General features: G+C 74.7%; 24 protein-coding genes and 1 pseudogene. 7 read left to right on the top strand and 18 right to left on the bottom strand.

Annotated elements, in window-relative coordinates; translation table 11 throughout:
* The first annotated feature begins 100 nt into the window (after positions 1 to 100).
* Positions 101 to 712: a TIGR03085 family metal-binding protein gene (locus ABDB74_RS08125; RefSeq protein ID WP_346623156.1), complete on the top strand. Its 612-nt coding sequence runs from the start codon at positions 101 to 103 to the stop codon at positions 710 to 712.
* A gap of 72 nt (positions 713 to 784) precedes the next feature.
* Complete coding sequence (locus ABDB74_RS08120; RefSeq protein WP_346623155.1) at positions 785 to 1,318, top strand: hypothetical protein; 534 nt, start codon at positions 785 to 787, stop codon at positions 1,316 to 1,318.
* Here ABDB74_RS08120 and hisF read toward each other — a convergent pair.
* From hisF to ABDB74_RS08100, 4 genes are read right to left on the bottom strand one after another with little or no spacing between them, the layout of a single operon-like run.
* A complete protein-coding gene (gene hisF / locus ABDB74_RS08115) occupies positions 1,311 to 2,105 on the bottom strand; it encodes an imidazole glycerol phosphate synthase subunit HisF (RefSeq protein ID WP_346623154.1) in 795 nt (264 codons plus the stop codon). The two genes, ABDB74_RS08120 and hisF, sit on opposite strands and share 8 nt — an antisense overlap.
* Positions 2,102 to 2,494, bottom strand: a complete 393-nt coding sequence (locus ABDB74_RS08110; protein ID WP_346623153.1) for a RidA family protein — start codon at positions 2,492 to 2,494, stop codon at positions 2,102 to 2,104. The genes hisF and ABDB74_RS08110 overlap by 4 nt, the downstream gene beginning before the upstream one ends.
* Entirely contained in the window at positions 2,491 to 3,222 is a 732-nt protein-coding gene (priA, locus tag ABDB74_RS08105; RefSeq protein WP_346623151.1) for a bifunctional 1-(5-phosphoribosyl)-5-((5-phosphoribosylamino)methylideneamino)imidazole-4-carboxamide isomerase/phosphoribosylanthranilate isomerase PriA, read from the bottom strand. The genes ABDB74_RS08110 and priA overlap by 4 nt, the downstream gene beginning before the upstream one ends.
* 37 nt (positions 3,223 to 3,259) lie before the next feature.
* Entirely contained in the window at positions 3,260 to 4,102 is an 843-nt protein-coding gene (locus ABDB74_RS08100; protein ID WP_346623150.1) for a helix-turn-helix domain-containing protein, read from the bottom strand.
* Between the two features lie 38 nt (positions 4,103 to 4,140).
* Here ABDB74_RS08100 and ABDB74_RS08095 point away from each other — a divergent pair, with 38 nt between their 5' ends.
* Together ABDB74_RS08095 and ABDB74_RS08090 are read left to right on the top strand one after the other, a co-directional pair.
* Entirely contained in the window at positions 4,141 to 4,689 is a 549-nt protein-coding gene (locus tag ABDB74_RS08095; RefSeq protein WP_346623148.1) for a TIGR03086 family metal-binding protein, read from the top strand.
* A gap of 32 nt (positions 4,690 to 4,721) precedes the next feature.
* Positions 4,722 to 5,321 carry a nitroreductase family protein gene (locus ABDB74_RS08090; RefSeq protein WP_346623146.1) on the top strand — a complete coding sequence of 200 codons (600 nt, stop codon included), beginning with the start codon at positions 4,722 to 4,724 and terminating at the stop codon, positions 5,319 to 5,321.
* A gap of 4 nt (positions 5,322 to 5,325) precedes the next feature.
* Here the strand turns inward: ABDB74_RS08090 and ABDB74_RS08085 are convergent, their stop codons facing one another.
* Positions 5,326 to 7,677, bottom strand: a complete 2,352-nt coding sequence (locus tag ABDB74_RS08085; protein WP_346623145.1) for a M20/M25/M40 family metallo-hydrolase — start codon at positions 7,675 to 7,677, stop codon at positions 5,326 to 5,328.
* Positions 7,678 to 7,799: 122 nt separating this feature from the next.
* On the opposite strand from ABDB74_RS08085, the gene ABDB74_RS08080 reads away from it, so the two are divergent.
* The gene (locus ABDB74_RS08080) at positions 7,800 to 8,564 is read left to right on the top strand and encodes an SDR family oxidoreductase (RefSeq protein ID WP_346623143.1); all 765 of its coding nucleotides are present in this window, start codon (positions 7,800 to 7,802) and stop codon (positions 8,562 to 8,564) included.
* A 9-nt stretch (positions 8,565 to 8,573) separates the two neighbouring features.
* Here the strand turns inward: ABDB74_RS08080 and hisH are convergent, their stop codons facing one another.
* Positions 8,574 to 9,212 carry an imidazole glycerol phosphate synthase subunit HisH gene (gene hisH / locus ABDB74_RS08075; RefSeq protein WP_346623142.1) on the bottom strand — a complete coding sequence of 213 codons (639 nt, stop codon included), beginning with the start codon at positions 9,210 to 9,212 and terminating at the stop codon, positions 8,574 to 8,576.
* A 123-nt stretch (positions 9,213 to 9,335) separates the two neighbouring features.
* Positions 9,336 to 9,917, bottom strand: coding sequence for a hypothetical protein (locus tag ABDB74_RS08070; RefSeq protein ID WP_346623140.1), 582 nt, complete (start codon positions 9,915 to 9,917; stop codon positions 9,336 to 9,338).
* Positions 9,918 to 10,573: 656 nt separating this feature from the next.
* On the opposite strand from ABDB74_RS08070, the pseudogene ABDB74_RS08065 reads away from it, so the two are divergent.
* Positions 10,574 to 11,260 (top strand): annotated as a pseudogene (locus tag ABDB74_RS08065) (DUF222 domain-containing protein); the annotation flags it as partial.
* A 174-nt stretch (positions 11,261 to 11,434) separates the two neighbouring features.
* Here ABDB74_RS08065 and ABDB74_RS08060 read toward each other — a convergent pair.
* The 5 genes from ABDB74_RS08060 to hisD are packed head-to-tail and all read right to left on the bottom strand — an operon-like array spanning position 11,435 to position 15,217.
* Positions 11,435 to 12,025: a nucleotidyltransferase family protein gene (locus ABDB74_RS08060; RefSeq protein ID WP_346623138.1), complete on the bottom strand. Its 591-nt coding sequence runs from the start codon at positions 12,023 to 12,025 to the stop codon at positions 11,435 to 11,437.
* Entirely contained in the window at positions 12,022 to 12,198 is a 177-nt protein-coding gene (locus ABDB74_RS08055; protein ID WP_346623136.1) for a hypothetical protein, read from the bottom strand. Before ABDB74_RS08055 ends, ABDB74_RS08060 begins: the two co-directional genes overlap by 4 nt.
* Positions 12,199 to 12,202: 4 nt before the next feature.
* The gene (hisB, locus tag ABDB74_RS08050) at positions 12,203 to 12,799 is read right to left on the bottom strand and encodes an imidazoleglycerol-phosphate dehydratase HisB (protein ID WP_346623135.1); all 597 of its coding nucleotides are present in this window, start codon (positions 12,797 to 12,799) and stop codon (positions 12,203 to 12,205) included.
* Between the two features lie 4 nt (positions 12,800 to 12,803).
* Positions 12,804 to 13,916: a histidinol-phosphate transaminase gene (locus ABDB74_RS08045; RefSeq protein WP_346623134.1), complete on the bottom strand. Its 1,113-nt coding sequence runs from the start codon at positions 13,914 to 13,916 to the stop codon at positions 12,804 to 12,806.
* On the bottom strand, positions 13,913 to 15,217 hold the full coding sequence (gene hisD / locus ABDB74_RS08040; RefSeq protein ID WP_346623133.1) for a histidinol dehydrogenase: 1,305 nt from the start codon (positions 15,215 to 15,217) through the stop codon (positions 13,913 to 13,915). The genes ABDB74_RS08045 and hisD overlap by 4 nt, the downstream gene beginning before the upstream one ends.
* Before the next feature lie 106 nt (positions 15,218 to 15,323).
* Here hisD and ABDB74_RS08035 point away from each other — a divergent pair, with 106 nt between their 5' ends.
* Positions 15,324 to 16,121 carry an LON peptidase substrate-binding domain-containing protein gene (locus ABDB74_RS08035; RefSeq protein ID WP_346623131.1) on the top strand — a complete coding sequence of 266 codons (798 nt, stop codon included), beginning with the start codon at positions 15,324 to 15,326 and terminating at the stop codon, positions 16,119 to 16,121.
* Here ABDB74_RS08035 and ABDB74_RS08030 read toward each other — a convergent pair.
* The 6 genes from ABDB74_RS08030 to lspA form a co-directional block, all read right to left on the bottom strand.
* Positions 16,096 to 16,743: a hypothetical protein gene (locus ABDB74_RS08030; protein ID WP_346623129.1), complete on the bottom strand. Its 648-nt coding sequence runs from the start codon at positions 16,741 to 16,743 to the stop codon at positions 16,096 to 16,098. The two genes, ABDB74_RS08035 and ABDB74_RS08030, sit on opposite strands and share 26 nt — an antisense overlap.
* A 70-nt stretch (positions 16,744 to 16,813) precedes the next feature.
* Entirely contained in the window at positions 16,814 to 20,380 is a 3,567-nt protein-coding gene (gene dnaE, locus ABDB74_RS08025) for a DNA polymerase III subunit alpha (RefSeq protein ID WP_346623127.1), read from the bottom strand.
* 199 nt (positions 20,381 to 20,579) lie between these two features.
* Positions 20,580 to 21,035: a GNAT family N-acetyltransferase gene (locus ABDB74_RS08020; protein WP_346623125.1), complete on the bottom strand. Its 456-nt coding sequence runs from the start codon at positions 21,033 to 21,035 to the stop codon at positions 20,580 to 20,582.
* 22 nt (positions 21,036 to 21,057) lie between these two features.
* Entirely contained in the window at positions 21,058 to 21,861 is an 804-nt protein-coding gene (locus ABDB74_RS08015; protein ID WP_346623123.1) for a CPBP family intramembrane glutamic endopeptidase, read from the bottom strand.
* A 10-nt stretch (positions 21,862 to 21,871) separates the two neighbouring features.
* Complete coding sequence (locus ABDB74_RS08010) at positions 21,872 to 22,819, bottom strand: RluA family pseudouridine synthase (protein WP_346623121.1); 948 nt, start codon at positions 22,817 to 22,819, stop codon at positions 21,872 to 21,874.
* Positions 22,820 to 22,858: 39 nt separating this feature from the next.
* Complete coding sequence (lspA, locus tag ABDB74_RS08005) at positions 22,859 to 23,350, bottom strand: signal peptidase II (RefSeq protein WP_346623862.1); 492 nt, start codon at positions 23,348 to 23,350, stop codon at positions 22,859 to 22,861.
* Between the last annotated feature and the right edge of the window lie 81 nt (positions 23,351 to 23,431).

The raw sequence follows: 23,431 nt of genomic DNA, 5'->3' as shown, positions 1-23,431 counted from the left end.
GGGGTCGGTGCAGGCACCTGCATGCTACGCGGTCGTTAGTGGGGCTAAGCGACCTCGCGCGCCGGGTTTCGGGTCCGGGCTCCCTCGGTAACTTCGCCGGGTGAGCGCCTCTTCCCCGCCCCTCGCCGACCGCGAACGCGCCGCCCTGGCCGACCTCCTCGGCGAGCTCGGCCCGGACGCGCCGACCTGCTGCGAGGGGTGGACCACCGCCCACCTCGCCGCGCACCTGGCCGTCCGCGACCGGCGGCCCGACGCCCTGCCGGGATACGGCCTCGAGATGCTCCCCGGCGGCGAGCGCCTGGCCTGGTGGTCCCACCGGCTGGAGGACCGCCTGCGCACCTCGACGCCGTACCCGGAGGTCGTCGAGCAGGTGCGCAGCGGGCCGCCGCCGTGGTCGCCGATGGCCCTGCCGGCCGCGGCGGAGGCGGTCAACGTGTCGGAGTTCGCCATCCACCACGAGGACGTCCGCCGTGCCCAGCTGGGCTGGGAGCCGCGGGTGCTGCCCCGCGAGGAGCAGGACCGGCTGTGGTCCGCGCTCGGGCTCTACGGCCGCCGCGCCGCGGGCCGGCGCGGCCTCGTGCTGCGGCGCAGTGACACGCCCGATGCCGAGAAGCGGTTCGGGAACGGTGGGCGCACGGTCACCGGCGAGCCCCTCGAGCTGCTGCTGTGGGCGTCCGGCCGGCGCGACGTCGCCCGGGTCGAGGTGTCCTGATCGCCTTCCCGGGCGGGTGACGGCGCACGGAACAGGGCGCCTCCCGATCGGTGGCGGCGCTACGGTGCGCCCGTGACCGTCGCAGACCACCCGCCTGCCGCCGAGCGCCGGCCGGCCGTGCCGCCCCCTCCGGCCCGCATCGCGGACATGCCCGCCGCCCACCGTGACGTACCCGCTGTCGGCGCGGCGCCCGTCCCCACCCGGCCCGGGCCCCGGCACGCGGCCGCCGCGGACCCGTGGATCGCCCCACCCCGCGGGAAGGTGCTCGCGGTCGTCTTCGCCGTCGCCTGGCTGACCTGCCCGCTGGTGGAGCCGCTGCCGACGGGGGACGTGCACTACCCGCTGTGGCAGCTGCCCGTCGACATCGGGACGGTCGTCTCGATCGTGTTGGCGGTGGCCGCGCTCTGGCGGGGCAGCCGGCACTCGGCCCGGCTCGGCCTCGTGGCGGGCGGGTTCATGGCCGTCATGACCATGGTCTGCCCGCTGGCCGGGCACACGCCGGTGGGCTGGTGGACCTGGGTGCAGACCGGCATGTCGCTGTTCGTCCTGCTCACCAGCGCCGCCCTCCCCCGCCTCGTGCCGGGTCTGGGGCGCCCGGTCAGCTGAGCGGCTGGTCGGCCTCCCGGCGCACCGGCACGCCGGCCGCGGCCAGGGCGTCCTTGACCTCGCCGATGCGCATGACCCCGAAGTGGAAGACGCTGGCGGCCAGGACGGCGTCCGCGCCGGCCTGCACCGCGGGCGGGAAGTGCTCGGCGGCGCCGGCTCCCCCGCTGGCGATCAGCGGCACCCGCACCTCGGCGCGCACCTGCCGGATCAGATCGGTGTCGAAGCCGGCCCGGGTGCCGTCGGCGTCCATGGAGTTCAGCAGGATCTCCCCCGCCCCGAGCTCCGCGGCCCGGATGCACCACTCGACGGCGTCGCGCCCGGTCCCGCGGCGGCCGCCGTGCGTGGTGATCTCCCAGCCGGAGTCGGTGACCGCGCCGTCGCGCGTCCGGCGGGCGTCGAGCGAGAGCACGAGCACCTGGCTGCCGAAGCGGTGCGCGATCTCGGCGATCAGCTCCGGCCGGGCGACGGCCGCGGTGTTGACCGCGACCTTGTCGGCGCCGGCCCGCAGCAGCCGGTCGACGTCCTCCACGGCGCGCACGCCCCCGCCCACGGTGAGCGGGATGAACACGCTCTCCGCGGTGCGGCGGACGACGTCGTAGGTGGTCTCGCGGTCGCCCGAGCTCGCGGTGATGTCGAGGAACGTCAGCTCGTCGGCGCCCTCGGCGTCGTAGACGCGGGCCATCTCCACCGGGTCGCCGGCGTCGCGCAGGTCGACGAAGTTGACCCCCTTGACCACGCGGCCGGCGTCGACGTCGAGGCACGGGATGACGCGGACGGCGAGACTCATGCGCCGGCCCCCCGGACGGCGTCGGCCTCGATCTCCACCAGCATCGCGGGATCGATCAGCGCCGACACCTCGACCATGGTGGAGGCCGGGCGGATGTCGCCGAACACCTCGCCGTGGGCCCGGCCGATCTCCTCCCAGCGGCTGATGTCGGTGACGTACATCCGGGTGCGGACGACGTCGGCGAGGGTGAAGCCCGCCCGCTCCAGCGAGCGCCGGATGGTGGCCAGCGCCTGGCGCGTCTGGGCGGCGCCGTCGCCGGGGTGGGCGACCTCGCCGTCGACACTGGACGTGGTGCCACTGACCCAGGCGGTGTCCCCGCGGACGACGATCCGGCTGTAGCCGACCACCGGCTCCCACGGGTTCGCCGACCCGAGGTTCAGCACGGTCACGAGCGCCCCTGGGTCACGCGCAGCGCCTCCGGCAGGGTGAAGGCCCCGGCGTACAGCGCCTTGCCCACGATGGCGCCCTCGACGCCGATCTCGGTCAGGGCGGCCAGGGCACGGATGTCGTCCAGCGAGCTGACCCCGCCGGAGGCGATCACCGGGCGCGACGTGGCGGCGCAGACCTCGCGCAGCAGCTCCAGGTTCGGGCCCTTGAGCGTGCCGTCCTTGGTGATGTCGGTGACGACGTAGCGGGCGCAGCCCTCGGCGTCGAGGCGGGCGAGGGTCTCGTACAGCTCCCCGCCCTCCTTGGTCCAGCCGCGCGCGGCCAGCCGGGTGCCGCGGACATCCAGGCCGACGGCGATCCGGTCGCCGTGCTCGGCGATCGCCTTCGCGCACCACTCCGGCGACTCCAGCGCCGCCGTCCCGAGGTTCACCCGGCGACACCCGGTCGCCAGCGCGGCGGTCAGCGAGGCGTCGTCGCGGATGCCGCCGGAGAGCTCCACGTCGACGTCCAGCTCCCCCACCACGCGGGCCAGGAGCTCGCGGTTGGAGCCGCGCCCGAAGGCGGCGTCGAGGTCGACCAGGTGCACCCACTCGGCGCCGTCGCGCTGCCACTGCATCGCGGCGTCGAGGGGGTCGCCGTAGGAGGTCTCGCTGCCGGCCTCCCCCTGCACGAGACGGACGGCCTGGCCGTCGGCGACGTCGACGGCGGGGAGCAGCTGCAGCGTGGGCACGACGACAGCGTAGGGACCGGCCCGCCGCGTCCCCGCGTCAGCTCCCCGGGACGTACCGGGCCGCGAACTGCCCGGGGGTCATGGCCGTGACGCGGGCGAAGTCCCGGGTGAAGTGGGCCTGGTCGGCGTAGCCGAGCACCGCCGCCACCTCGCCGATGCTCACCGGGTTCCCGCGCAGCCGCTCGGCCGCCTCCTGCAGCCGGCGGCGCTGGATGAGCCACTTGGGGGTCAGCCCGAGCCGGCGGTGCACCAGCCGCTGCAGCGCCCGCTCCGACACGCCGAAGCGCTCGCACACCTGCGCGACGCGGACCACCTCTCGGTCGCCCTCGACGAAGGCGACGATCTCGTTGACCAGGCGGCCGTCGTCGTCGACGGGGAGGAACGGCCGCAGCGCGTCGCCGAACGCGGCCATCGCCGCGGCGTGCGCGGCCGGCGCGTGCGGGTCGCCCGCCATGGCGGCGCGGACCCGGGCGGTCAGGCGCTCCCCCTCGGCGCCCAGGACGTCGCCGACGTCGACGTGCCGGTCGGTGTACGCGCTCATCGGCCCGCCGGCGACCAGTGCGCCCGCGGCCGGCGCACACATGACGCCGACCGCCCAGCCGGTGCCGGTCAGCGTCGTCGTGGAGAGCCCCGGGACCACGCCGTAGAAGCGGGCGTAGTCGGCGGCGACGACCAGCAGCGCGACCGGGTACTGCAGGACCCGCTGCGGGGCCTCCCGCCCCGGCGGCACCGACCACACCGGGATCCAGAACCGCTGCAGCAGGCCGTCGAACTCAGGCTCGGCCGGATACCGGTACATGACGTGCGAGGCGTCACCGGGGTCCTTGAGGTGCGCGCGCTCGACGTGGTCCATCGCCCCACCGGAGGTGTCGGGTTTCATCAAGACCGAGCCTGCCGCACGCCCCTACGTTCCGGGGCATGACCTCCACCGCCACGAGTTTCGCGGCCGCCGACCGTCCCCTCACCGCGCTGCTCGACGCCGTGCCCCCGGCCGGCTGGACCCGCCCGTCGCCCTGCGAGGGCTGGAGCGCCGCCGACGTCGTCGGGCACCTGGTCGGGACGCAGCGGGACTTCCTCACCACCCACGGCGTGGACCTGGGTGACGAACCGGACGTCGCCGCCGATCCCGCGGCCGCCTGGCGCCGGCACGCGACGCGGGTGGCCGAGGCCCTGTCCGACGACGCCGTACCGGGCCGGGAGTTCGACGGCTTCTTCGGGCGCACCACGGTCGGCGCCGCCTTCGAGCAGTTCTACGTGTGGGACATGCTGGTCCACCGCTGGGACGTCGCCCGCGCCGTCGGCGCCGATGCCGGCCTCACCGACGGGGAGCTGGACCGGATCGAGGCCGGCGCGGACAGCTTCGGCCCGGCGCTGCACATGGACGGGATCTGCCGGCCGGCCGTCGAGGTGCCCGACACGGCCGACCGCGAGGCCCGGGCGCTGGCCCGGCTCGGCCGGCGGGCCTGACCTCCGCGCGCGCCGTCCGGCAGGCTGCACCCGTGGAGTTCGCCGAGGTCGTCCGCCGCCGCCGCATGGTCCGGGACTACGACCCCGACCGCCCCGTGCCGCCCGAGGTGCGGGAGAAGCTGCTCGCGCACGCGATCCGGGCCCCGTCGGCCGGCTTCAGCCAGGGCTGGGCGTTCCTCGTGCTGGAGACGGCCGGGGAACGCGACCGGTTCTGGGCCGCCACCACCGACGGGGGCGCGCCCGACCGGTGGCTCACCCGCATGCGCCGCGCGCCGCTGCTGATCGTGCCGCTGGCGAACAAGAACGCCTACCTCGACCGCTACGCCGAGCCGGACAAGGGCTGGACCGACCGCGACGAGGCGCGCTGGCCCGTGCCGTACTGGGACGTCGACGCGGGCATGGCGTCGCTGCTGATGCTGCTCACCGCGGTCGACGAGGGGCTGGGCGCCTGCTTCTTCGGCGTCCCGGCGGTTCGGGTGGACGCCTTCCGGACGGCCTTCGGCGTGCCGGCCGAGTACCGCCCGGTCGGCTGCGTGTCGGTCGGCTACCCGGGCGCCGACGACCGCCGCTCGCCGTCGCTGCGCCGCGGCCGGCGGGGCGTGGACGAGGTCGTGCACCGCGGCCGCTGGTGACCGCTCAGCCGAGCTCGGTGACCGAGGACACCAGCAGCAGGTCCGAGCCGTGGGCACCGGCGACGTCGACGCCCTCGGGCCGGGGCTCGTACCCCGGCAGCCCGGCGAGCCCGTGGCTGCCGTCGGTCGCCCGCAGCGTCACCGGTCCGTCGCCCTCGATGCTGAAGCCGGCCTGCAGCCCGCCGGCGGGCGGGGCGTGGAAGGTGACGTGCAGCCGGTCGGTGCCCAGCGCGCCGTCCGGGACGGCCCGGCCCTCGATCCGGCTTCCGGCCACCGTGTCCCCGTCGACGGTCAGGTCGAGGTCGACCAGCCGCACGCCGTCCCGGCGGGGGGTCACCCGCACGGTGATCTCCCGCCGGTTCCCCACCACCTCGTCGGAGGCGACGGTGACCTCGGGGGCGGGCAGGTCGGCGGCCTCGGCCGGGCCGGTGAGCAGCGGGCGCCCGGCCAGCCAGGGCGGCTCGATGTCCAGCTCGCCGGGCCCGTCCACGAAGCGGGCGGTCCACTCCGCCGGCGTCGTCTCCGTGCTCACCCAGCGGGCCTGCCCCCGGTCGGTGTCGAGCACGTAGGCCAGGCGGGTGGGGACCGGGTGGTCGGCGTCGAACCGGTCGACGGCCAGCCCGGCGGCGACGCACGCCCAGGCCACGGCCAGGGCGGTGGCCGGCACGGCGGCGGCCGCCAGGCGGCGCCGCGCCGCCCCCGGCTCGGCGCTGGGGTCCGGGAACAGCAGCTCCAGGGCGGGCAGCAGGGCGAGGGCGGCCAGCGTGACCACCACCGCCGGCACGCCCGCGGACGACAGGCCCATTGCCGGGAAGAACAGCGCCGCGGTGGGCGCCAGCAGCAGCAGCGCGACCGCACCGGTCAGCAGCGCGGCGAGGGTGCGCACGACGCAACCGGGGGCCAGCGCGGCGACGGTCCCGGCCAGCGCGCCGACCAGCGCCGGCCAGGCCGCCAGGTAGGAGCCGCCGGGCGCCACCGCGGCGAGCACGGCCCCGAGCACGGCGAGCCAGACCAGCGCTCCGGCCGCGAGCGCCGCGGGCCCGACCCGGCGGCGCAGCAGCGCGTACCAGATCAGGACCACGGCCACGACGACGGCGACCGCCGCCAGCCGGACCCAGCCGGGGCGCCACGGGTCGAGCATCCCCGCGTACTCCGGCCGCACCGCCACCAGCGCCCGCCACAGGCCCTGCGCAGCAAGCGGGGCGAGCACCAGCGGCAGCAGCGCCAGGGCCGCGGCCGCGGCGGTGCGGCGCAGCGAGCTGATCCCCCGGCGACGCAGCACCCAGGCGAGCCCGGCGACGGCGACCAGCGCCGCACCGGCCAGCGGCCACACCAGCCGGCCCGGGTAGCCGACCAGCAGACCGGGCAGCGGGAAGTACGTCGCGTCGTCGGCGGCCGGCTCGGCGAGCGCGGCGAGATCACGGCCGCCGAGGTCGCGGGCGAGCGCCAGCACGTTGTCGCCGAGCGCCTGGAGCGAGCCCCGGTCCAGCCGCTCGGGGCGGTCCCGGGGCGAGTGGTACGCGGCGGCGCCGTCGATGAAGGCGGTGTTCAGGCCGGTGAAGTCACCGTCCTCGAGCAGCACGCTGAAGTCGGTGTCGTTGGGCAGCGCGCGGTAGACCTCGACGGCGAGGCTGCTGGCCACCGGGTGCGGCGCCGCCTCGGCGAAGACCCGGGCCAGCTCGGCGTTGCCCTGCGACGTCTCGAACATGATCGGCGGGCCGCCGGTCCCGCGGGCCTCGACGTTGAGCACCACCCCGCCGGTGGCCAGGGGGTGGGAGGCGGCGAACGCCTCGGCGCCGCACAGGCACGCCTCCTCGGCGTCGGTCAGCACGACGACGACGTCGTTGCGCAGCGGGGCTCCCGCGGTCAGCGCCCGCACCGACTCGAGGATCGCGGCCACGCCGGCCGCGTCGTCGGCGGCGCCGGGCGCGGCCGCGACCGAGTCGTGGTGGGCGGTCAGGTACAGGCGGCCGCTGGGGTCGGTGCCCGGCAGGACCGCGACGACGTTGCGCACCCGGGCCATGCGCGCCTCGCCCGGACCCCCGCTGCGCGCCCCCACGGCGTTCTGCACCCGGGTGTCCAGCCCGAGGTCGGTGAGCGTGCGCACCAGCCGGTCGACCACCTCCTCGTTCGCGGCGCTGCCCGCCACGTGGGGGCGGGCCGCGATCGCCTCGACGTGCTCGAACGCGCGCGCCGCGCTGAACTCCCCGGCGGGCACGTCCGCGGGCCGCGGGTCCGGCGGCTGCAGGGCGGCCACAGACCACGCGGCCAGACCGAGCAGGAGCGCGACGACGACGAGCCCGGCGAGACGGCCGGGCCGCCCTGCGGTGGGCCGTGGGGAACGCTCGGCGGGCACGCCGACCTCCTGGGAGCACCGGGACGGGACCCGGGAACCCTAGGCCGTGATCGGGGCCCGGCCGGGCAGGCGCGATGCCCGGGCGGCAGGCGGTTGGTGGACGCCGCTGGTTGACTTCGCGCGTGGCCGACTCCAGCGACTCGCGCGCCGTCCTCGTGACCGGCGCCTCCCGCGGCATCGGGCGGGCGATCGCCCACGCCTTCGCCGACCGGGGCGACCGGGTGGCCGTCCACTCCGGCAGCTCCCGCGAGGCGGCCGAGCGGGTGGCCGCCGAGCTGCCCGGCCGGGGGCACGTGGTGGTGCAGGCCGACGTCGCCGATGCCGAGGCCGTCGGGGCGGCCGTCGACGAGGCGGCGGCCGCGCTGGGTGCGCTGCAGGTGCTGGTGAACAACGCCGGCGTCTACACGGCGCACCCGCCGACGGAGACGTCCTGGGCCGACTGGCAGGCGATCGTGGCGCGCACCCTGCAGGTGAACCTGGTCGGCGCCATGCACGCCACGTTCCGGGCCGTGCCGCACCTGGTCGCGGCCGGTGGCGGCGCGGTGGTCAACGTGACCAGTCGCGGCGCGTTCCGCGGCGAGCCGAACACCCCCGCCTACGGCGCGGCGAAGGCCGGGCTCAACGCCTTCGGGCAGTCGATGGCCCAGGCGCTGGCGCCGCACGGCATCACTGTGGGCAGCGTCGCCCCGGGGTTCGTGCAGACGGAGATGGCGCGGGAGATCCTCGACGGCCCGGGCGGCGACGCCGTCCGCGCGCAGTCACCCTACGGCCGCGTGGCCCGTCCCGAAGAGGTGGCCTCGGCCGTGCTGTGGCTCGCCTCGCCGGGCGCCCGCTTCTCCACCGGCACGATCATCGACGTCAACGGGGCCAGCTACCTGCGCAGCTGAGCCGGCCGCTCAGTCCAGCGTGCCCAGCCAGTTGGTCAGCAGCTGGGCGCCGGCGTCGCCGCTCTTCTCCGGGTGGAACTGCGTCGCCGAGAGCGGGCCGTTCTCCACGCCGGCGACGAACCGGTCGCCGTGCTCGGCCCAGGTGATCTTCGGGGGCGCGAGCCGCGACGGCGCGCCGTCCTGGACGAGGGGGAACTCGCGGACCCCGTAGGAGTGCACGAAGTAGAAGCGCTCGTCCTCGAGGCCGTCGAAGAGCACGCTGTCCGGCGGCGCCTGCACGGTGTTCCAGCCCATGTGCGGGAGCACGGGAGCCTCCAGGGGCTCGACGACCCCGGGCCACTCGCCGCAGCCCTCGGCGTCCACACCGTGCTCGACGCCGCGCTCGAACAGGATCTGCATGCCCACGCAGACGCCCAGCACCGGCCGGCCACCCGCGAGCCGGCGGCCGATGATCCGGCGCCCCTGGACGGCGTCCAGGCCGGTCATGCAGGCGGCGAACGCGCCCACACCCGGGACGACGAGCCCGTCGGCGTCGAGCGCCGTCTGCATGTCGGAGGTCACCGTCACGTCGGCCCCGACCCGCTGGAGCGCGCGCTCGGCGGACCGCAGGTTCCCCGAGCCGTAGTCGAGGACCGCCACCTTCTTCACGCCTGCCACGCTACCGACCAGCACGTGAGCGGCCGGAAGTGTTCCCCGTCGTGGCACCTGAGGCGCACCCTCTTGCGCTCACCGGTCGACGCCAGGCGCCGCGACCGGCCCCTGCGGAACGGGTCAGCGATTCACGCCGTCGATGGTCGCCTCGTCGTCCCCGAAGCGGGCCACCAGCCGCTCCGCCGGCGTGATCCCCTGCGGCAGCTCCACCACGGTGACGTGCGGACTCATGTCTGCGGTGCAGGTGTCCCGGTCGGGGAACAGCGGCCCCAGCTGGACCACGATCTCCTGGTCGGCGACGACCTCGATGTCGTCCGGCCCGCTGGGGCAGCTGCCGCTGCCCTGGGTGATGACCGCGAGGTACTCCCCGTCGTTGACCCAGGCGATCGAGGGCTGGAAGGCCGACCCGAGGAGCGACTGACCACCGGGGTCGGGCGAGGGCGGGGGCAGCTCGAAGCCCTCCCCGGGATCGGGCAGCGTGATCCGCGGCGGGGGGGACGGCTCCGGGAGCAGCTGGACACGGACCCCGGGCATCGGCGTGAACTCGAACTCCTGCGCCTCCGGGGTACCGGCTCCGAGGGCGAACTCCGCGACGTAGGGCGAGGTGCCCGGCCCGTCAGCGCCGCAGGCGGCGAGCGCAGGCGTAGCGGCGAGCAGCGTCGCCATCACCAGCAGGGGGCGCGCCGATCGACATCCGTCCACAGCCTGCATCCTGCGGCGGCACGGCCTCACCGTCCAGCAGCTCGACCGGAGCGGGACGCCGGGACACTCCCAGTGCATCGGCCCCCACCATCGATGCGCAGCCGGTAGCCAGGAGGCTGGAACGGCCCGACTGTGGTCTTCCCGCCGCCACGATCACGGCCGCTGTCAAGGCTTCCCGCAGATCTGTGGGCAGGCGTCTGACCTGCCGCTTTGAGTTGTCGGGGGACGGTCACCCCGGTAGTCTTCGTACATGTGTTCGACGACTGCGGGTGATGCGCTGGGCCGGTTGACGGCCGCGCTGGACGACCTGGCGGCCGAGGACCTGGCCGGCCGGTTCGGCCCGCAGCTGCTGGACCGGCTGCGGCCGCTGCTGGTGGCGAGCAACCGGCTGGCCGCGGAGGTCATCCGCACGGTGCGGGAGTGCGAGGTCACCTCCGCCGCCGAGCACGACGGGCAGAAGGCGATGGCGTCCTGGCTGCGCGGGCACGCCCGGCTGTCCCCGGCGGCGGCGTCGCGGGTGGTGCGCTCCGGGCGGGCGCTGGCGCAGCTGCCGGCGGTGCGGGCCGCGTTCGCCGCGGGTGCGGTGACCGCCGAGCAGGTCGCGGTGATCGCCCCGGTCGCCGCACCGGGGGTCGGCCGCCGCCCAGGCGCAGGACGTGGAGCTGGCCGGGGTCGACGCGACGCTGGCAGCGGTCGCCGCGGCCCGCCCGCTGGACGAACTGCGCCAGGTCGTGGACCACTACCTGGCCCGGCTCGACCCCGACGGGCCCGAACCCGACCCGACCGAGGGCCGGTCACTGGTGTTCGTCACCCACGCAGATGGCAGCGTCGGATTCCGCGGCGAGCTCGACGCCGTCGGCGGGGAGAAGTTCCAGGCCGCGGTCGAGTCGATCGTGCAGGCATCCCGCCCCGCCGGGGACATGCGCACCCGCGCCCAGCAGTCCGCCGACGCCCTGGTCCAGCTCGCCGACAACCAGCTCGCCTCGGGCGCCCTGCCGGTCCTGCGCACCGTGAAGCCGCACGTCATCGTCCGGATCGACCTCACCGACCTGGTCGACCCCGCCACCGGACCGGGCGCGGCCACCACCGGGTTCGGGGCGACGATCTCCGCCGCCCGCGCCCGCTGGCTGGCGTGTGACGGCAACGTGAGCCGGATCGTCATCGGCCCCGACGGCGAGCTCCTGGACCTGGGCCGCCGGCACCGGGTGGTCCCGCCGCCGCTGCGCCGGGCGGTGGAGTACCGCGACCGGGGATGCGTGTTCGCCGGCTGCGACGCCCCGGCCTTCTGGTGCGACGTCCACCACCTCGTGCACTGGGCCGACGGCGGGGAGACCTCGCTGGAGAACTCAGCGCTGCTGTGCGAACGCCACCACACCAAGGTCCACCACGGCTTCCGCGTCGAACGAGATACCAGCGGCCGATGGCACACCTACCGGCCCGACGGAACCGAGATCCTCATCCTCCCCGCAGCACCGCAGAACCCGAACGCTCGCGGACGGGTTGGGCCCTGCCCGTGGTCAGCGGGACGGCTGCTCCGGCCAGGGCAGGACCGTGAGCTCGGGCCACTCCTCGACCCAGCGCGCGGCCTTGGCCTCGTAGACGTGCCGCGGCGCCAGTCGCGGGTTCGGCCTCACGATGAGCGCGAACAGGTCGTCGTAGCCGTGCGGTGCGTACACCTCGACCGCGCCGCCGCCGCCCACCCGGATCCCGTAGCAGCAGCAGACGGCGGCGAAGTGGTCGATGGCGTCGGCGCAGTCGCGGAACGGCGCGGCCGGCACGCCGAACTTCCGCTCGTACCAGAGATGCACGCGGGCCTCGTTGCGCATCTCCACCGGAACGGGCAGATCGGCGAACAGGTCCGCGCCCGCCCGGATCACCGCGTCCTCCGCCGCCCAGGACGTGTCGGGGTCGAAGTAGAAGCAGTCGGCGTCGCGGATGCCGGTGCCGGCCGGGCGGCCGGTGAGGGCGTTCCACACCGTCTGGAAGAGCACCCCCGCCGTGAGCCACCAGTCGTCCAGGCCCAGCGCGGGGGCACGCTCGAGCACGGCACGCACGGTGGGGTCCGCGGCGACCAGCTCGACGAACCGGTCCTCGTCGCCGCGGCTCACACGAGCCGGAGGATGCCCGAGACCGAGGCGAGCAGCGCGGCGAGCAGCAGGATGGCGGCGAAGACGACCTGCGGCCCGGTGCGCCCGGCGGTCTCGGAGTCCGCCCGCCAGATGCTCCAGGCACCGCCCAGGAGAAACCCGCCGAGCACGACGAGGATCAGGCCGAAGTCCACCGGGCTACAGGGCGCCCTTGGTCGACGGCACGTCGGTGACCCGCGGGTCGAGCGCCACGGCGGTGCGCAGCGCCCGCGCCAGCGCCTTGAACTGGCCCTCGACGATGTGGTGGGCGTCCCGGCCGGCGTAGAGGACCCGCACGTGCAGGCTGATCCGCGCGTTGAACGCGAAGGACTCCAGCACGTGCTTGGTCAGGCTGGTCGGGTAGTCCGGCCCGATCACCGGGGTCATGTTCTCGGGCTCGGCGTGCACGAAGTACGGCCGGCCGGAGAGGTCCACCGCGGCCTGCACCAGCACCTCGTCCATGGGGATCGTGGCATCGCCGTAGCGGGTGATCCCCCTCTTGTCCCCCATCGCCTCGGCGAACGCCTGGCCCAGGGCGATGGCGACGTCCTCCACCGTGTGGTGCGCGTCGATGTGCAGGTCACCGTCGGCGCGCACGGTCAGGTCGATGCCGCTGTGCTTGGACAGCGCCGTCAGCATGTGGTCGTAGAACCCCACGCCCGTGCTGATCGAGCTGGCGCCGGTGCCGTCGAGGTCGAGCTCCACCACGAGCTTGGTCTCGTTGGTCTGTCGCTCGACGCGTGCGGTGCGGGTCATGCGGTCAGTCTCCCAGAGTCGTGCGGTGGTCCGGCGCGACCTCACCCAGCGCGGTGAGGAACGCATCGGTCTCCGCGGCCGTGCCGGCCGTGACGCGGAGCCAGCCGGGCAGGCCGACGTCCCGCACGAGCACCCCGCGGTCCAGCAGCGCCTGCCAGGCCTTCCCCGCGTCCGCGAAGTGCCCGAACAGCACGAAGTTGGCGTCGCTGGGGACGCTGGTCAGCCCGAGGCCGGGCAGCGCGGCGACGATCCGGTCACGCTGCTCCTTCACCGCGTCGACGGTGCCGAGGAGCGCGTCGGTGTGCGCGAGCGCGGCCCGCGCGGCGGCCTGGGTGAGCGAGCTGAGGTGGTACGGCAGGCGGACGAGCTGCAGCGCATCGACGACGGCGGGGTCCGCGGCCAGGTAGCCCAGCCGCAGCCCGGCCATCCCGAAGGCCTTGCTCATCGTGCGGCTGACGATCAGCCGCGGGCGCCCGGGCAGCAGCGCGAGCGCCGAGACCGTGCCGGTGCGGGCGAACTCGGTGTAGGCCTCGTCCACGACGACGACCCCCTCGGTCGCCTCGTACAGGGCGACGACGGTGTCCAGGTCGACGGCGGTGCCGGTCGGGTTGTTCGGGCTGGTGACGAACACGACGTCGGGCCGCACCTCCCGCACCTGCGCGACGGCGGCCGCGACGTCGATGGTGAAGTCTGCCGCGCGGTGCCCGTCGGCCCACGCCGTCCCGGTGCCCGCGGCGATGATCGGGTGCATCGAGTACGAGGGCGTGAACCCCAGCGCGGTGCGCCCCGCTCCCCCGAAGGCCTGCAGGATCTGCTGGAGCACCTCGTTGGAGCCGTTGGCCGCCCACACCTGCGCCGGCTCCACCGGCTGGCCGCTGGTGCGCGCGAGGTAGGCCGCGAGGTCGGTGCGCAGCGCCACGGCGTCCCGGTCGGGGTACCGGTTGAGCTCCAGCGCCGCATGCCCGAGTGCCTCGCCCAGGTCGGCGAGCAGCTCGGCCGGCAGCGGGTGCGGGTTCTCGTTGGTGTTGAGCCGGTGGGTGGCCGGGACCTGGGGGGCGCCGTAGGGCGTGCGCCCGCGCAGCTCGGGCCGGAGGGGAAGGTCCTCGAGCGACGTCACGACCGCTGCCGGATGCGGACGGCGGCGGCGTGCGCCGGGAGGTCCTCGGCGCCGGCGAGGGCATCGACGTGCCGGGCGACGTCGGCGAGCGCCTGCTCGTCGTACTCGACGAGGTGGATGCCGCGCAGGAACGACTGCACGGACAGGCCGCTGGAGTGCCGGGCGCACCCGCCGGTGGGCAGCACGTGGTTGGACCCGGCGATGTAGTCACCCAGCGAGACCGGCGACCAGGCGCCGACGAAGATCGCGCCCGCGTTCCGCACCCGCAGCGCGACCTCGCGGGCGTCCCGGGTCTGGATCTCCAGGTGCTCGGCGGCGTAGGCGTCGACCACCCGCAGCCCGTCCTCGAGGTCGTCGACGAGCACGATCCCCGACTGGCTGCCGTCCAGTGCGGTGGTGATCCGGTCGGAGTGCTTGGTGGCCGCCACCTGCGCGGGCACCAGCGCCAGGACGGCGTCGGCCAGCTCCTCGCTGTCGGTCACCAGCACCGCGCCGGCCAGCGGGTCGTGCTCGGCCTGGCTGATCAGGTCAGCGGCGACGTGCGCCGGGTCGGCGGTGTCGTCGGCGAGGATCGCGACCTCCGTCGGGCCGGCTTCGGAGTCGATGCCGATGAGCCCGCGCAGCAGCCGCTTCGCGGCGGTCACGTAGACGTTGCCCGGCCCGGTGACCATGTCGACCGGCTCGCAGGACCCGGCGCCGTAGCCGAACACGGCGATCGCCTGGGCGCCGCCGACGGCGTACACCTCGGTCACCCCGAGCAGGGCGCAGGCCGCCAGGACGCCCGGATCGGGCAGGCCACCGTGGTCGCGCTGCGGCGGCGAGGCGACGGCGATCGACTCGACGCCGGCGATCTGCGCGGGCACGACGTTCATCACGACGCTGGACAGCAGGGGGGCGAGCCCACCGGGCACGTACAGCCCCACACGGCGGACCGGCAGCCAGCGCTCGGTCACGCTGCCGCCGCCGACGACCTGGGTGGTGACGTCGGTGCGGCGCTGGTCGGTGTGCACCGTCCGGACCCGGGAGATCGACTCCTCCAGGGCTTCGCGCAGCGTTGGGTCGCACTCGGCCAGCGCCCGGTCCAGCGCCTCCTTCGGCACGGCGAAGTCCTCGGCGTCCACCCCGTCGAGCCGGGCGGTGATCTCACGGACCGCCTGGGCGCCCCGGAGCCGTACGTCCTCGCACAGCGGGCGGACGGTGGCGAGCACCGAGTCGATGTCGGTGGCGGCCCGCGGCAGCAGCCCGGAGAGCTCCCGGACGCCGGGCAGCGTGGATCCACGCAGGTCGATGCGGGCGAGCACGGGCCACCTCCGGAGGTGAATCGGGATCCTCAGGGTAGCCAGCGGTTCCGGCCGCGCCGGGGGCGCCCGGACGGCGGACGGCCCGGCGGCCCGTACGCTTCCCGGGATGGCCGAGCTGATCCCGCTGTTCCCGCTCGGGCAGCCGCTGTTCCCCGGGGTGGTGCTGCCGCTGCAGATCTTCGAGCCGCGCTACCGCCGGCTGATGCGCGACCTGACGTCCCTCCCCGAGGACGACCGCCGGTTCTTCGGTGTCGTGGCGATCCGGCAGGGCTGGGAGGTCGAGCGGGTGGCCCCGGCGGCGGCGCTGTACGACATCGGCTGCGCCGCGCGGCTGCAGCGGGTCCAGCCCCAGCCCGACGGCGGTTTCCGGATCGTCACGGTCGGCGGCGAGCGGTTCCGCCTGCTCGACGTCGTCGTCGCCGACGACCCGCCCTATCTGCAGGCCGAGGTGGAGTGGCTGGCCGAGGAGGAGGCCGCCGAGGAGGCGGCCGGGGACGCCGAGACGCTCACCGACGCATCGGGCCTCGACGCGCCACCGCTCGACGACGTCGCCGCATCCGTCACCCGTGGCTCGCTCGTCCTGCTGGCCCGCGGCGTGGGCGCGCTGTTCACCCGGTACGTGGCCGAGGTGTCGGCGCTGGGCGCCGGCGCGCACGGTGACGGCGCCGAGGCAGCGGTGCGGCTGGCCGCGGCCGCCGACGACCCGGAGGCGCTGTCCTGGCTGGTGGCGTCGTCCGCGTTGCTCACCACCGAGGACCGGCAGGCGCTGCTCGCCGAGTCGGCCACCCGGCGGCGGCTGGCGCTGGAGTCGCGGCTGCTCCGTCGCGAGCTGACGATGCTGCAGGCGCTCGGCGCGGTGCCCGCGCCGCTGCAGCAGTTCACCACCCCGATGACGGTGAACTGACCGACCCTCCGCCCGCGGGCGGGACGGCCGTGCGTGCCGGCGGCGCGACGTCGTCGCCGACCGGGCGGCCGAGGCCGTCGTCGACGGCGACCAGCGCCCCCACCAGGTAGACCAGCAGCGCCGCGAACGGTGCGGCGGCGAGCGCCGGCAGCGAGCCGAGCGTCAGCCCGGTGGTGACCTGCGTGCCGACGTCGGCGAGTGCGGCCTCCGTGGGCGCGGGGCCCAGCAGTTCGCCGGTCTGCCAGGCGATCAGCGCGGCCAACGACGCCCCCACCGCGAGCACCAGCAGCATGCCGACGCCGCGGCCCCGGCGCAGCAGCCAGGCCGCAGCGCCGGCCAGCGCCCCGAGAGTGAGCAGGATGAGGAGCAGGACGGTGTCGTCGGCGATCTGCAGCTCACCCGACGGCCGGCCGAGCACCACCGGCCCGGCCTCGGTGATCTGGTAGTCCGCCCGGGGCGCGAGCAGCCACCACAGGACGCCGGCGGGGACGCCCGCGAGCACCAGGCCGAACCCCAGCGCGCGCCCGGCCCGCAGGTCCTGCCGGACCTCCGGCCAGCCCCGCCAGTAGGCGTGCGGGGGCACCCCGAGGGCCGGCTGGGCGGGCAGTGGTGGGGTGCTCACCCGTCCAGTGAACCAACGGCGGCCGGCCGGGGGACGTCCGGGCACCGTCGGGGAGTGCCCGACGGCGCGCTCAGAGGATCGCCACGCTGGTCGGGCCCAGCAACGCCTTGATGTCGCCCATGAGCGCGGTGCTGGGCCGCACCCGGAGCCCCTGGTCCAGCCGCAGGACGGTCTCCCGGCTGCCGTTGACCAGCTTGAGCTGCACCTCGGTCGTGCCCGGGTGGCTGCCGAGCACCTCGCGGAGCCGCTCCACCACCGGTGGGGTGCAGCGCGCCGCCGCCATCGAGACGAGCACCGGGCCGCGCGGGCCCTCCGTGAGCTCCGGGATGCTGACCTCCGACCCGAACAGCGACGGCTGGTCGTCGCGCCGGCTGATCCGCCCCTTGACCACCACGATCTGGTCGCGGACCACCTTCTCCGAGACCTCGGCCCAGGTCTTCGGGAAGAACAGCACCTCGATGCCCGATTCGAGGTCCTCCAGCGTCGCGATCGCCCACGGCGCGCCCTGCTTGTTGGTGCGCGGGGACACCGCGGTGAGGATGCCCGCGATGGTCACGTTCGCGCCGTCCTCCACGCCGCCGGCGTTGATCTCGGCGATGGGCGTGTCGGCGTGCGAGGTCAGCACGTGCTCCACCCCGTGCAGCGGGTGGTCGGAGACGTAGAGGCCGAGCATGTCGCGCTCGAACATCAGCCGCTCGCTCTTCGACCAGTCGGCGGTGGGGATGGTGATGTCGAGGGCGCCGGCGAACGGGTCGTCGGCCGCCCCCTCGTCACCGAAGCTGCCGAACAGGTCGAACTGGCCCTCGGCCTCCTTGCGCTTGAGCCCCATGGCCGAGTCGACCGCCTGCGCGTGGACGGCCACGATGCCCTGCCGCGAGTGACCCAGCGAGTCGAACGCGCCGGCCTTGGCCAGGGACTCGATGACCTTCTTGTTGCAGGCGACCGTGTCGATCTTGCGCATGAAGTCGGCGAAGTCCTTGAACGCGCCCTTCTCCTCGCGGGCGCGGACGATCGAGTCGACGACGTTGGTCCCGACGTTGCGCACCGAGGCGAGGCCGAAGCGGACGTCGGTGCCGACGGCGGTGAAGTCCCAGGACGACTCGTTGACGTCCGGCGGGAGCACCTTGATGCCCATCCGCCGGCACTCGGCCAGGTAGATAGGCCGGCGGTCCTTGTCGTCGCCCACGCTGGTGAGCAGCCCCGCCATGTACTCGGCCGGGTAGTTCGCCTTGAGGAACGCCGTCCAGTACGACACCAGGCCGTAGGCGGCGGAGTGGGCCTTGTTGAAGGCGTAGTCGGCGAACGGGACCAGGATGTCCCAGAGCGTCTTGATGGCCGCGGCGGAGAAGCCGTTGGCCTTCATCCCCGCCTCGAAGCCGACGAACTCGGCGTCGAGGACCGACTTCTTCTTCTTGCCCATCGCGCGGCGCAGCAGGTCGGCCTTGCCGAGGCTGTACCCGGCGACCTTCTGCGCGATCGCCATGACCTGCTCCTGGTAGACGATCAGGCCGTAGGTCTGGCCGAGGATCTCCTCGAGCGGCTCGGCCAGCTCCGGGTGGATCGGCGTGATCTCCTGCTGGCCGTTCTTGCGCAGCGCGTAGTTCGTGTGCGAGTTCGCGCCCATCGGACCCGGCCGGTAGAGCGCGCCGACGGCGGAGATGTCCTCGAAGTTGTCCGGCCGCATCAGCCGCAGCAGCGAGCGCATCGGGCCGCCGTCGAACTGGAACACACCCAGGGTGTCGCCCCGGCCCAGCAGCTCGTAGGTCGCCTTGTCGGTGAGGTCCTTGCTGAGCTCGTCGAGGTCGATCGGCTCCTTGCCGTTCAGCACGATGTTGCGCAGCGCGTCGTCGATGACAGTGAGGTTGCGCAGGCCCAGGAAGTCCATCTTGAGCAGGCCGAGCGTCTCGCACGTCGGGTAGTCGAACTGCGTGATGACCGCCCCGTCGGCCTCGCGCCGCATGATCGGGATGCTGTCGATCAGCGGGTAGCGGCCGATGATGACGCCGGCGGCGTGCACGCCCCACTGCCGCTTCAGCCCCTCGAGCTTGCGGGCCTGGTCGACCACCTCGGCGGCGCCGGGGTCGGACTCGTAGCGGGCCCGGAACTCCGCGGCCTCCTTGTACCGGGGGTGCGCGGGGTCGAAGATGCCCGACAGCGGGATGTCCTTGCCCATGACGCCCGGCGGCATGAGCTTGGTCAGCTCGTCGCCGACCGAGTACGGGCGGTCGAGCACGCGGGCGGCGTCCTTGATCGCGGCCTTGGCCTTGATCGTGCCGTAGGTGACGATCTGGCTGACCCGCTCCTCGCCGTACTTCTGCGAGACGTACTGGATGACCTCACCCCGGCGGCGGTCGTCGAAGTCGATGTCGACATCGGGCATGGACACGCGCTCGGGGTTGAGGAACCGCTCGAAGATCAGCCCGTGCGCCAGCGGGTCGAGGTCGGTGATGCCCATCGCGTAGGCGGCCAGCGAGCCCGCGGCCGAGCCGCGGCCCGGGCCGACCCGGATGCCGTTGTCCTTCGCCCAGTTGATGAAGTCGGCGACGACGAGGAAGTACCCCGGGAAGCCCATCTGGGTGATGATCCCGACCTCGTAGTCGGCCTGCTTGCGCACGTGGTCGGGGATGCCGCCCGGCCAGCGCTTGTGCAGGCCGCGCTCGACCTCCTTGACGAACCAGGAGGTCTCGTCCTCCCCCGGCGGCAGCGGGAACCGGGGCATCAGGTCGGCGCCCTCGGTGAAGGACACCTCGCACTGCTCGGCCACCAGCAGGGTGTTGTCACAGGCCTCGCGCAGGTCGCCGGTGAACAGCGCCCGCATCTCCGCCGCGGACTTCAGGTAGTAGCCGTCGCCGTTGAACTTGAAGCGGTTCGGCTCGTTGAGCCGGGAGCCGGTCTGGATGCACAGCAGGGCGTCGTGGGCGTCGGCGTCCTCCTTGTGCGTGTAGTGGAGGTCGTTGGTCGCCAGCAGCGGGATGCCGAGGTCCTTCGCGATCGCCAGCAGCGCCGGGCGGGTCTTCTTCTCGATGGACAGCCCGTGGTCCATCAGCTCGGCGTAGAAGTTCTCCCGCCCGAAGATGTCCTGGAAGTCGGCGGCCGCCTGGCGCGCCTTGTCCTCCTTGCCGGCGCGCAGCCACATGTTCACCTCGCCCGAGGGGCAGCCGGTGGTGGCGATCAGGCCCTTGCCGTACCGCTCGAGCAGGTCGCGGTCGAACCGCGGCTTGCGGTACTGCCCCTCCAGGCTGGCCAGCGAGGAGATGCGGAACAGGTTGTGCATGCCCTCGGTGGTGCGCGCGAGCAGCGTCATGTGGGTGTAGGCGGCCTTGCCGCGGTTGGACCCGCCGTCGCCCTCCTCGTCGAGGAGCTTGTCGCCGAAGTCGAACGGGGCGCGGTCGAACCGCGAGCCCGGGGTGTAGTACCCCTCCATGCCGATGATCGGCTTCACACCGGCGGCGTTGGCCTGCTTGTAGAAGTCGTAGGCGCCGAAGACGTTCCCGTGGTCGGTCATCGCCAGCGCCGGCATGCCCTGCGCCGCGGCCGCTGCGGTGACCTCCGGCAGCTTCGCCGCGCCGTCCAGCATCGAGTACTCGGTGTGCACGTGCAGGTGCACGAAGTTCTCGTCGCGGGACGGGCTGCTCACGGTGCGGGGTGCTCCTCACGGGTCTCGACGGCCCGGCCGGCGCGGGGCGGGCAGGGTCGACGGGGTGGTTCTCATGACCGGCGGGGAAGGCCGTTCGGCGGTGACGCTCCAGCGGTGACCGGTGCCTGCGATCCTCGCACCTCGACAGGTCTACCGGCGACCACCGACAGTTCGTGTCTCGGCGATCCGGACCACTCCGTCACACGGTTCCCGCCGGCCCCTCCCCGAGCCGCCGGCGCATGGTGACGTGGGCGATCCCGGCCTCCTCGAAGACCTCACCCACGGCGGTGTACCCGGCCCGCTCGTAGAAGCGCCGGGCCGGCAGCTGGGCGTGCAGCTCCACGGCCGTGGCACCGAGCCGCAGCGCCTGGCGGTGCAGCTCGTCCAGGACCACGCCGCCGTGCCCCCGGCCCCGGACCTCGGCGGCGGCCGCCATCCGGCCGATCCGTGCCGTGGCGCCGTCGACGAGCACCCGGCCGGTGGCCACCACCCGCCCGGTGCCGTCCCGGCTGAGCACGTGGACCGCGGACGCGTCGGCGGCGTCGCGCTCGATCTCGGGCGGGACGCCCTGCTCCTCGACGAAGACCCGGGCACGCAGGGCCGCGACCTCGGGCCAGTCGGCGGTGGTGGCGAGCTGCGCGGACGGGACGGCCATGCCACCCATCCTCACCGCCGGCTCAGCCACCCGCCGTCTCCTGGGCGCCGGGGGCCTGCCCCGGCAGCGCGCTGGCGGGCACGAGGAGGAAGCGCAGGTCGATCAGCGCGTGCAGCAGCACGGGCAGCAGGAGCGAGCCGGTGTCGAGGTAGAGCACGGCCATGACACCGCCGAGGACGCCGGTGGTGATGATCCCCGCCCGGCCCTGGTAGGCGTGCGCGAGACCGAACGCCACGGCGGCGACGGCGACCAGCACCGCCGTCGGCGCCCCACCGGCCGTGGCCGCGACCACGGCGAGGAAGAACCCCCGGTACAGCCACTCCTCGCAGACGCCGGCGGTGAGGCCGACGACGGTGAACAGCCGACGCTCGCGGTCGGTGCGCGGCAGCAGGGCCAGGGTCGAGTGCCCGGGCGGTTCGGCGTGCCGCCCCTCACCCGGCCGGCGCGCCGGCCGGGCCGTCTCCAGCAGCGCACCGGCCCGCAGCTGGCGGGTCGACGCGACGACGAGCAGCAGCACCACCACGACCAGCACCGCGGCCAGCGGCCCCGGCCGCTCCTGCGGCCAGCGGAGCCCGACGGCGGCGGCGTCCACACCGGGTGCGGACAGCCAGACCGCCAGCGCGAGCACCGCGAGCCCCCACTCGAGCACGAGCAGCCGCCGGTAGAACGAGCGGCGGGCGCCGCTGTCGGTGCGCAGCCGGCCCTCGAAGCGCCGGTGCAGCACCTGGCCGACCACCGGTTCGCCCACCACCAGGTAGGCGGCGACCACCACCGCGGCGAGCGCGGCGGGGCCGAAGTCGGCGAGGGAGGCCGGCAGACCCGTCACCGTCCCGGCGTCAGCTGTCGGCGCGCAGCAGGGCCAGCGCGCCGGCGAGATCGGACGGGTAGTCGCTGGTGAACTCCACCCAGCGTCCGTCGGCCGGGTGCGGGAAGCCCAGCCGCACGGCGTGCAGCCACTGGCGGGAGACGCCGAGCCGGGCGGCGAGCGTGGGGTCCGCGCCGTAGGTCGTGTCCCCGACGCAGGGGTGGCGCAGCGCGGAGAAGTGCACCCGGATCTGGTGCGTGCGGCCGGTCTCCAGCCGGATGTCCACGAGGCTCGCGGCGGCGAACGCCTCCGACACCTCGTAGTGGGTGACCGAGGGGCGGCCGCCGCTGACGACGGCGAACCTCCAGTCGTGGTGGGGGTGGCGGTCGATGGGCGCGTCGATCGTGCCGCGCGAGGGATCGGGGTGCCCCTGCACCAGCGCGTGGTAGCCCTTCTCGACCGTGCGCTCCTTGAACGCCGCCTTGAGGGCGGTGTAGGCCCGCTCGCTCTTGGCCACCACCATCACGCCCGTCGTCGCCGCGTCCAGCCGGTGCACCACGCCCTGCCGCTCGGCCGATCCGGAGGTGGAGATCCGGAAGCCGGCGGCGGCCAGGCCACCGATCACGGTGGGCCCGTCCCACCCGGGGCTCGGGTGGGCGGCCACGCCGACCGGCTTGTCGACGACCACCAGGTCGTCGTCGTCGTACAGGATCGCCATCCCCTCGACCGGCTTCGGCGGCGCGGGCTCGCCGGGCGGGGGCGGCAGCTCGACCTCCAGCCAGCTCCCGCCGCTGAGCCGGTCGCCCTTGCCACGGACCCGGCCGTCGACGACGACGTGGCCGGCGTCGGCGATCTCCGCCGCCGCGGTGCGGTTCAGCCCGAACAGCCGGGAGAGGGCCTGGTCGACCCGCTGGCCCTCCAGCCCGTCGGGCACCGGAAGGGCCCGGTGCAGGCCGGGAACGCTGGTCACGCGCACCATTGTGCGGGGTCGGGTCGGTCAGGACGCCGCAGCGTGGTTTCAGGCGGTGTCGGCCCGGTCGGACCCGTCGTCCCGGGTGCCGTCGAACTCGATGCCGCGGAAGGCCAGCAGCACGCCGAGGATGCCGCCGCAGACGATCGCCGAGTCGGCGACGTTGAACACGGGCCACACGCTGCCGTCGGGACCGAACACCGACAGGAAGTCGACGACGCCGCCACGGAGGAACCCGGGGTCGCGGAAGATGCGGTCGACCAGGTTCCCCAGCGCCCCGCCCAGCACCAGCCCCAGCGCCACCGCCCAGCCGGTCGAGCGCAGTCGCCGGGCGGTCCGGACGATCACGACGGCGACGACGATCGCGATCAGGGTGAACAGCACCGTGGCGCCCTGCGCGAAGGAGAAGGCCGCACCGGTGTTGCGCAGGTTGGTGAGGTACAGCGCGCCGCCGAGCACCCGGATGTCCTCGCCGGGCTCGATCGTCGCCACGACGACGAGCTTGGTGACCAGGTCCAGCAGCAGGACGGCGGCCGCCAGCGACAGCAGCAGCCGGGTGCGGAGCGGGTTCGGCGGCGCGACGGCGGAGGATCCCCCGGACGCGTCGTCCGCCGGCTCGAC

The sequence above is a fragment of the Blastococcus sp. HT6-4 genome (genome assembly GCF_039679125.1).
In the GTDB taxonomy this organism is placed as follows: domain Bacteria; phylum Actinomycetota; class Actinomycetes; order Mycobacteriales; family Geodermatophilaceae; genus Blastococcus; species Blastococcus montanus.
This window is presented reverse-complemented; position numbering and strand designations above follow the sequence as displayed.

Bases quoted from the DNA above. Each gene is read 5' to 3' on its own strand.
- hisF (WP_346623154.1), bottom strand. From the start codon at position 2,105: ATGAGTCTCGCCGTCCGCGTCATCCCGTGCCTCGACGTCGACGCCGGC.
- ABDB74_RS08100 (WP_346623150.1), bottom strand. From the start codon at position 4,102: ATGAAACCCGACACCTCCGGTGGGGCGATGGACCACGTCGAGCGCGCG.
- ABDB74_RS08095 (WP_346623148.1), top strand. From the start codon at position 4,141: ATGACCTCCACCGCCACGAGTTTCGCGGCCGCCGACCGTCCCCTCACC.
- hisB (WP_346623135.1), bottom strand. From the start codon at position 12,799: ATGACCCGCACCGCACGCGTCGAGCGACAGACCAACGAGACCAAGCTC.
- ABDB74_RS08035 (WP_346623131.1), top strand. From the start codon at position 15,324: ATGGCCGAGCTGATCCCGCTGTTCCCGCTCGGGCAGCCGCTGTTCCCC.
- ABDB74_RS08020 (WP_346623125.1), bottom strand. From the start codon at position 21,035: ATGGCCGTCCCGTCCGCGCAGCTCGCCACCACCGCCGACTGGCCCGAG.
- ABDB74_RS08010 (WP_346623121.1), bottom strand. From the start codon at position 22,819: ATGGTGCGCGTGACCAGCGTTCCCGGCCTGCACCGGGCCCTTCCGGTG.